General features: G+C 38.0%; 8 protein-coding genes. 7 read left to right on the forward strand and 1 reads right to left on the reverse strand.

Annotated features, from left to right (window positions below; translation table 11 throughout):
* Positions 1 to 158: 158 nt before the first annotated feature.
* Genes N3D17_07435 through N3D17_07450 form a run of 4 tightly spaced genes read left to right on the forward strand, consistent with a single transcriptional unit; the run spans position 159 to position 4039 of the window.
* Positions 159 to 1130, forward strand: a complete 972-nt coding sequence (locus N3D17_07435; GenBank protein MCX8083199.1) for an ABC transporter permease — start codon at positions 159 to 161, stop codon at positions 1128 to 1130.
* A complete protein-coding gene (locus tag N3D17_07440; GenBank protein MCX8083200.1) occupies positions 1127 to 2176 on the forward strand; it encodes an ABC transporter permease in 1050 nt (349 codons plus the stop codon). The genes N3D17_07435 and N3D17_07440 overlap by 4 nt, the downstream gene beginning before the upstream one ends.
* A gap of 5 nt (positions 2177 to 2181) precedes the next feature.
* Entirely contained in the window at positions 2182 to 3165 is a 984-nt protein-coding gene (locus N3D17_07445) for an ABC transporter ATP-binding protein (GenBank protein MCX8083201.1), read from the forward strand.
* Positions 3131 to 4039 (forward strand): ABC transporter ATP-binding protein, encoded by a 909-nt coding sequence (locus tag N3D17_07450; protein ID MCX8083202.1) that lies wholly within the window; start codon positions 3131 to 3133, stop codon positions 4037 to 4039. Before N3D17_07445 ends, N3D17_07450 begins: the two co-directional genes overlap by 35 nt.
* 11 nt (positions 4040 to 4050) lie before the next feature.
* Here the strand turns inward: N3D17_07450 and N3D17_07455 are convergent, their stop codons facing one another.
* Positions 4051 to 5064 (reverse strand): PAS domain-containing protein, encoded by a 1014-nt coding sequence (locus N3D17_07455; protein ID MCX8083203.1) that lies wholly within the window; start codon positions 5062 to 5064, stop codon positions 4051 to 4053.
* Positions 5065 to 5156: 92 nt separating this feature from the next.
* Here N3D17_07455 and proS point away from each other — a divergent pair, with 92 nt between their 5' ends.
* The 3 genes from proS to N3D17_07470 all read left to right on the forward strand — a co-directional run.
* Complete coding sequence (gene proS / locus N3D17_07460; GenBank protein MCX8083204.1) at positions 5157 to 6308, forward strand: proline--tRNA ligase; 1152 nt, start codon at positions 5157 to 5159, stop codon at positions 6306 to 6308.
* Entirely contained in the window at positions 6305 to 7018 is a 714-nt protein-coding gene (locus N3D17_07465) for a hypothetical protein (protein MCX8083205.1), read from the forward strand. Before proS ends, N3D17_07465 begins: the two co-directional genes overlap by 4 nt.
* Positions 7018 to 7191, forward strand: a 174-nt coding sequence (locus N3D17_07470) for a 2-oxoacid:acceptor oxidoreductase family protein (GenBank protein ID MCX8083206.1), incomplete at its 3' end; no start/stop codon positions are given. The genes N3D17_07465 and N3D17_07470, both read left to right, overlap by 1 nt.

Genomic DNA, 7191 nt, shown 5'->3' on the forward strand with positions numbered 1-7191 from the left:
TCCATTGTCTATCAAGGGTTTCGCTCTCCCGCAAAACCCCCCTACTTTTTGACCCAAAAGAGGTTTGCGGAAATTTTGATAAGTAGATTGAAAAATTCCTGAAGAAAGCAAGGCATAACAGGTGAAAAGTTGATTTTTCGGTAGAGAGAAGTAAAATAATGGAGATGAGAAGATATATATTGATACGGTTTTTGCAGTTTATTCCACTACTTTTAGGGATGACCTTTATCTCTTTCGTTATTATCCAGATGGCTCCAGGGGACTATTTTACACAGATGCAGATGAACCCTGAGGTGTCTCCCCAGACCATAGAAAGTATGAGAAGGGCATTTGGGCTGGATAAACCGGTTGTTATCCAGTACTTCTACTGGCTGAAAAATCTTTTCCGTTTTAATCTCGGTGTCTCTTTTTCTTATCATGTGCCTGTTTCTTTTCTTATAAGACAGAAGCTTAAAAATACACTTTCACTTTCTGTTTTTTCTATATTGCTTACCTGGTTGATTGCTGTACCAGCGGGTATATTTGCTGCTATTAAACAGGGAAGGTGGCAGGAGAGGACTCTGTCTTTTCTTGCGTATATAGGTATATCTTTACCTGCCTTCCTTATAGCGATGCTTCTGGTATTCTTTGCTGCCAGGACATCTATCCTGCCTGTTGGTGGAACCACAAGTGTTTTTTATATAGGAGCGACAGGATGGGAGAAGTTTGTTGACTATCTCAAGCATCTTTTACTACCCGGACTTGCCCTTACTCTTGCAGGTATCGGTGGGCTATACAGGGTTATGAAGAATAACTTTCTTGAAATTCTTGGTGCTCCATATGTAATTACTGCATATGCAAAGGGATTATCTCCTGAAAAGGTCTATTTCAAACATACATTAAGGAATGCTATAAACCCGATGATAACAATATTTGGCTATACACTGTCTTCTGTTTTAAGTGGTGCTGCCCTCGTTGAGATAATAACCAACTGGCCTGGTATGGGAAGATTGATGCTGGATGCGGTTTTATCACAGGACCTGTATCTGGTTATGGCATCGCTTTTGATAGGGGGGGTGCTTCTTATTGTTGGTAATCTTATAGCAGATATACTCATTGCATTTGCTGACCCACGGGTGAGGTTGAGATGAAGGTGTTTATAAGACGGCTTAAATACAGGAACAGGGCTTCGTTAATATCTTTGTGGATACTTATATTTCTTTATGCCCTTTCTATAATGGCTGATCTCATTGCACCTTATCCTTATGACCTGCAGTATAGGGAATATGCGCTATGTCCTCCTGTATTACCACATATCTTCCATAACGGAAAGATAAGAAAACCATTTGTTTACGGGATAAAGGTTGTTAATCCTGCTTTTAAAGAGTATGAGGTGGATAAGTCAAAGATATATCCTTTAAAACTTTTTGTGAAAGGGGATGAAAGAAAAATATTCGGTTTTATAAAAACAGACAGGTATCTTTTTGGCGCAGGAGATGGAAAGATATTCCTCTTCGGGACGGATAACCATGGCAGGGATGTATTTTCCAGAGTTCTTTATGGTGCGAGGGTGTCTCTTTCCATAGGTGTCATAGGGGTTGCTGTGTCTTTTTTACTCGGGCTTCTCATAGGTGGCATATCTGGATATTTCGGTGGCAGGGTTGATGCAGTCCTGATGAGGGTGGTGGAGATTATTATGATGTTCCCGTTCTTTTATCTTATGCTTGCATTGCGCGCTGTATTTCCTGCAGACCTTTCTTCTGTTGAAGTGTATCTTCTTATAGTTATAATTTTGAGTTTGATTGGATGGGCATCCCTCGCGAGAATAATAAGGGGAATGGTGCTCTCAATAAAGGAAGAAGAATATGTAATGGCAGCGAGGGCATTAGGGCTATCTTCTTTCAGGATTATTACCAGGCATATTCTACCCAATACATTTTCTTATACAATCACAGCACTTACACTTTCTGTTCCTGATTATATTCTCGGAGAGTCAGCATTGAGTTTGCTTGGGCTCGGGATACAGGAACCATATCCAAGTTGGGGGAATATGCTTTCAGTCGCTGTAGGGAATTTGAGGGTTCTTACAGGAGCACCATGGATGCTTATACCCGGCTTTTTTATTTTTTTAACAGTGATTGCATTTAACTTTTTAGGGGACGGGTTAAGGGATGTTATGGACCCTAAAAACTGGTAATGTATATGGGAAAGATACTTGATATAAAAGAACTGAAAGTGGTTCTGAAAAAGGATATATACGGTAAAGAGGTAGAGATTTTGAGAGGAGTTGAGTTTGCCATAGAAGAGAAAGAATCAGTTGCTCTGGTAGGTGAAAGTGGAAGCGGAAAAACACTCACAGCGAGGGCTATAATGGGATTGCTTCCAGAAAATATGTATATCAGAAGTGGAAGTATTATTCTCTGTGGGAATGATATTGTTGGAATGAGTGAGGAGGAGTTAAGAAGCATAAGGGGGAGTAAGGCAGGGATGATTTTTCAGGAGCCATCTTCCTATCTTAATCCTGTATTTACAGCAGGAAGTCAGATATTTGAAGCGATAAAGGATAGAGGGTTGTCAACAGAGGAAAAGAAGACCAGATGTATGAATGCTTTAAGAAATGTGGGACTTTCAGAAGATATATATTACAGGTATCCACACCAGTTAAGTGGTGGACAGCAGCAACGTGTGATGATAGCAATGTCTCTAATAAATAATCCATCACTTCTTTTAGCAGATGAACCAACCACATCTCTTGATGTTACAACAGCATACGGGATAATAGAACTTTTAAAAGTACTTAAGGAAAGATATGGTCTTTCCCTTCTGTTTATTACACATGATATATCACTTGCCGTTGATTTTGTAGATAGAATTGCAGTGATGTATGCAGGAATGATAGTGGAAATATCAGGTGCAGAAAATATTATAAAGTCCCCACTCCATCCGTATACAGAGATGCTTATTTCCTGTCTTCCTGAAAGATACAATAGAGGTGAAAGGATAAAAACAATAGAGGGCAATGTTCCTGATTTTTATAATCTTCCTTCTGGTTGTGCATTTCATCCGAGATGCCCTTATGCTATGGATATATGTAGAAAGAGTGAACCATCAGTAATAAAAAAAGATGGAGTTTTTGTGAGGTGTTTCAGATATGGAGATAATGTGGAAACTGGACAGGGTAAGTAAGAGATACCATATAAGGAAAGGATATGATATCTTGGCACTGGATGATGTATCTCTTGAGATATATAAAGGAGAGACATTTGGTGTTATAGGAGAGAGTGGAAGTGGTAAAACAACTCTCGGTAAAGTAATGGCAGGGCTTATTGAACTAACAGAAGGGACGATATATTTTAGAGACAGGGATATTACGGACTTAAAAGGTAAGAAACTTTTAGAATTAAGGAAGGAATGTCAGATTGTATTTCAGGACCCTTACAGGTCATTAAACCCGAGGAGAAGGGTGGCAGATGCAGTAGCGGAAGGTATAAGAGATATGGATAAGGTAGAAAAGAGGGAGAGGGTAAGGGAGTTATTAGGTATGGTGGGGATTGAGCAGGACAGGATTTATAACTTCCCACACCAGTTCAGTGGAGGAGAAAGGCAGAGGATTGCTATTGCGAGGGCACTTTCAACATCTCCATCATTTATTATATGTGATGAACCGACCTCAAATTTAGACCTTTCTGTACAGGCGAAAATACTTAACCTTTTTGTGGACTTGAAAGAGAGATTGAACCTGACATATATGTTTATATCTCATAATATAAAGGTGATAAACTTTATTGCCGATAGGGTTGCTGTGATGTATAGAGGAAAAGTTGTAGAATATGGGATCAGGGATGATGTTATGAAGAAGCCGTTGCATCCTTATACAGATATTCTCATCTCTTCATCTTTTTTAAAGAAGGTAAATATCTCAGAAGGTAGGAGAATACAAGAACAAAGTGGTTGTGTTTTTTATCACAGGTGTACTTATAGAAAGGATAGATGTTTTAAACTGGTTCCAGAGTTGAAGGAAAAAGGTAGTGGACATTATGTTGCCTGTTTTGAAAGATAATGAAAACCTTCTTACTTGAAGGTGAAACGTTTTTCTCTGAAAAGTTTAAGGGTTGCGTTTACTACCCTTTTATCATAAAGGATACCTGCATTTTTTTCTATTTCTTCAAGCGCTTCTTCTAATGTATGTGCAGGTCTGTAGGGTCTATGAGAGGTCATTGCTTCTATAACATCCGCTACTGCAAGGATTCTTGCCTCAAGAGAAATCTCTCCATTCTTTTTACCTTCAGGGTATCCAGTACCGTTTATACGTTCATGGTGCTGATAAACTATTTTTGCTATGTGGGATAGTAGTTTAATATCATTAAGGAGTTTATATCCATGTGAAGAATGTGTCTTTACAAATTCATACTCCACATCGTTTAGTCGTGCTGGTTTATTCAGTATATCCATAGGTACAAAAATTTTCCCGAGGTCATGGATGGCAGAGGCAATCCTTAACTGCTCTATGGTTTTTTTTGAACATCCTAACTCTTCTGCTATTGCACAGGCGAGTTTCTCTGTCCCTTTCTGGTGTCCTGCAGTATAGGGGTCCCTCGTTTCTACAATATCCATAATTGCCTTTATTATCTCATTAAATGTCTGCTGGAAATCTTTTAATGTCCTCTGCAATTTTTTTATAAGGTTCATCTTATCTGTTATATCATATGCCATACCGAGGATACCTGTAACCTTCCCTTTTCTATCTTTAAGAGGAATTTTTATACACTGGACAACACACTTTCTACCAGGTGGACAGTATGGCTCTAAAAATTGTTTGGCTTTTCCGGTTCTTATTATCCTTATATCGTTTTTTCTGTACTGTTCTGCTATGTGGTGGGGAAACACATCAAAATCGGTTTTTCCTATTATATCTTCAGGTTTTATTCCAATGTCATCTGCCAGGGATTTATTTATCATTATGTATCTTGATTGTATATCTTTATAGAATATCTTTTCAGGGAGGTGGTTTAAGAGGGTCTCGTAAAATTTTTTATCTATCTTTACTTTTCTAAAGGCAGGATTCTTTAACTTCGTTAATTTCATAGAACTATTTTACTTTATTATTTTTTTCTGTCAAATTTTTTTTGAAATATTAGAAGTTAGAGTGTATGATAAGAGAAAAAAAGGAGAATTTTATGAGATGGAGCAGGTATTTTTTACCCACATTGAAAGAACCACCAAAGGATGCTGAAACAATAAGCCATAAACTTATGTGCAGAGCAGGTATGATAGATAAGGTATCATCAGGGGTTTATACATACCTGCCTCTCGGTTATCGTGTTCTTAAAAAGGTAGAAGGGATTGTAAGGGAAGAGATGGATAAAGCAGGTGCTATTGAACTTCTTATGCCCGCACTGCAGCCAGCATCTTTATGGAAGGAAAGCGGACGACTGGATGAGATGGGAGAGGAGATGATAAGGTTTACGGACAGGCATAAACGGCTTATGCTTTTTGGACCAACACATGAGGAGGTAATAACAGATATTGTGAGAAGATATATCAACTCATGGAAACACCTTCCTGTAACCCTTTACCAGATACAGACAAAGTTCAGGGATGAGATGAGACCGAGATTTGGAATAATACGGGCAAGAGAGTTTTTAATGAAGGATGCATACAGTTTTGACAGGGATGAGAAGGGGTTAGAGATCTCATATCAGAAGATGAAGGAGGCATATATAAGGATATTTAAAAGGTGTGGACTTGAATGTTCTATACAGCAGGCAGATTCAGGTGTGATTGGAGGAAAGTTTTCTGAAGAGTTTGTAGCAAAAGGAGAATGTCCTGAACTTGAGGTAGGGCATATCTTTAAGTTAGGGACAAAGTACAGTGAAGCAATGAAGGCGCTTTTTGTAGATTCAGATGGTAAAGAGAAGCCAGCAGTTATGGGTTGTTATGGTATAGGTGTAAGCAGGATTGTTTCTTCTGTTATAGAAGGCAATTATGATAAGAAAGGGATTATCTGGCCTTTATCAGTTGCACCATTTACTGTGCTTGTTATACCTGTGAATTCTGAAGATACACTTATTAGAGAGACAGCAGAAAGGATATATGATGACCTTAAAAATACAGGGATTGAGGTTCTTTATGATGACAGAGATATAAGTGCAGGAATGAAGTTTTCAGATGGAGACCTTATCGGTGTTCCTCTCTGGGTGGTGATAGGGAAGAAGTTTATTGAAAAAGGAAAGGTGGAGGTCAAGATAAGGAAAGAAGACAGGTTTGTTGAGGTGGAGGGAGATAAAGTTGTTAATTACCTTGTTGAATACATAGAAAAAGAGAGATGAAAGATATTATAAAAAACGGATTTATGTTGAAAAAAAAAGAGATTTACCTTTCTTTTATTATTTTTGTATATCTTGTTCTATCTTCATCTATTATCCCTCAACCAGATTCTAACCCGGTGTCCCGAAAATCTATTTTTATATCGGAGGTTTTTTTACTCCTTTTTCTTTTAGAGAATTACCTGACCGTCTCTATATATTATGGTATCAACCAGTTTCTACAGGGATGCTATCCTACACTTTCTGAGATTTTTAGAAAAGGTTGGAGGTTTTTTAGTCGTGTTTTGTGGTATAAGGTCTTGGCATTTTTTTTCCTTCTCATAGTTTCTTCATTCTGTTTAAGTATGATTGAACTTGTGAAGGAATCGTCCCTTCTTACCGCAGGGCTTATTACGACATTTACAATACTATGGATTTCTTTCCCGGTGTATCTCTTACTTCTTACCCTCTATACACCCTTTATTATTGTATCAGATGATATACCACTCTTTACAGCAATGAAGACCAGTATGGTATTTATCAGAAACAATCTTAAAGATATAGTTCTACTTCTATTTATCTTTTTCCTTCTCTGGGGTTTTGCTATCTTTTTTTTAAAGTTGTATAATGAAAAGAGTTTTGTCTTACAGGGATGTGTATTATATTTTCTCTCTTTGTTGGAGATTATCACGATAAAGGTATTTTTAGTTTTTTATAAAGGAGAGGTGAAATAATGGAAGAGAAGGTTTTTGAGATACGGTGGCATGGAAGGGGTGGACAGGGAGCAAAGACAGCAGCACTTCTTTTTGGTGATGCAGCATTATCTACAGGTAAATATATCCAGGCATTTCCGGAATATGGTCCTGAAAGGATGGGAGCACCTGTACAGTCGTTCAACAGGATAAGC

The sequence above is a fragment of the bacterium genome, assembly GCA_026414725.1.
Lineage (GTDB): Bacteria > Ratteibacteria > UBA8468 > B48-G9 > JAFGKM01 > JAAYXZ01.

Bases quoted from the DNA above. Each gene is read 5' to 3' on its own strand.
- N3D17_07435 (MCX8083199.1), top strand. From the start codon at position 159: ATGGAGATGAGAAGATATATATTGATACGGTTTTTGCAGTTTATTCCA.
- N3D17_07465 (MCX8083205.1), top strand. From the start codon at position 6,305: ATGAAAGATATTATAAAAAACGGATTTATGTTGAAAAAAAAAGAGATT.
- proS (MCX8083204.1), top strand. From the start codon at position 5,157: ATGAGATGGAGCAGGTATTTTTTACCCACATTGAAAGAACCACCAAAG.
- N3D17_07445 (MCX8083201.1), top strand. From the start codon at position 2,182: ATGGGAAAGATACTTGATATAAAAGAACTGAAAGTGGTTCTGAAAAAG.
- N3D17_07455 (MCX8083203.1), bottom strand. From the start codon at position 5,064: ATGAAATTAACGAAGTTAAAGAATCCTGCCTTTAGAAAAGTAAAGATA.
- N3D17_07450 (MCX8083202.1), top strand. From the start codon at position 3,131: ATGGAGATAATGTGGAAACTGGACAGGGTAAGTAAGAGATACCATATA.
- N3D17_07440 (MCX8083200.1), top strand. From the start codon at position 1,127: ATGAAGGTGTTTATAAGACGGCTTAAATACAGGAACAGGGCTTCGTTA.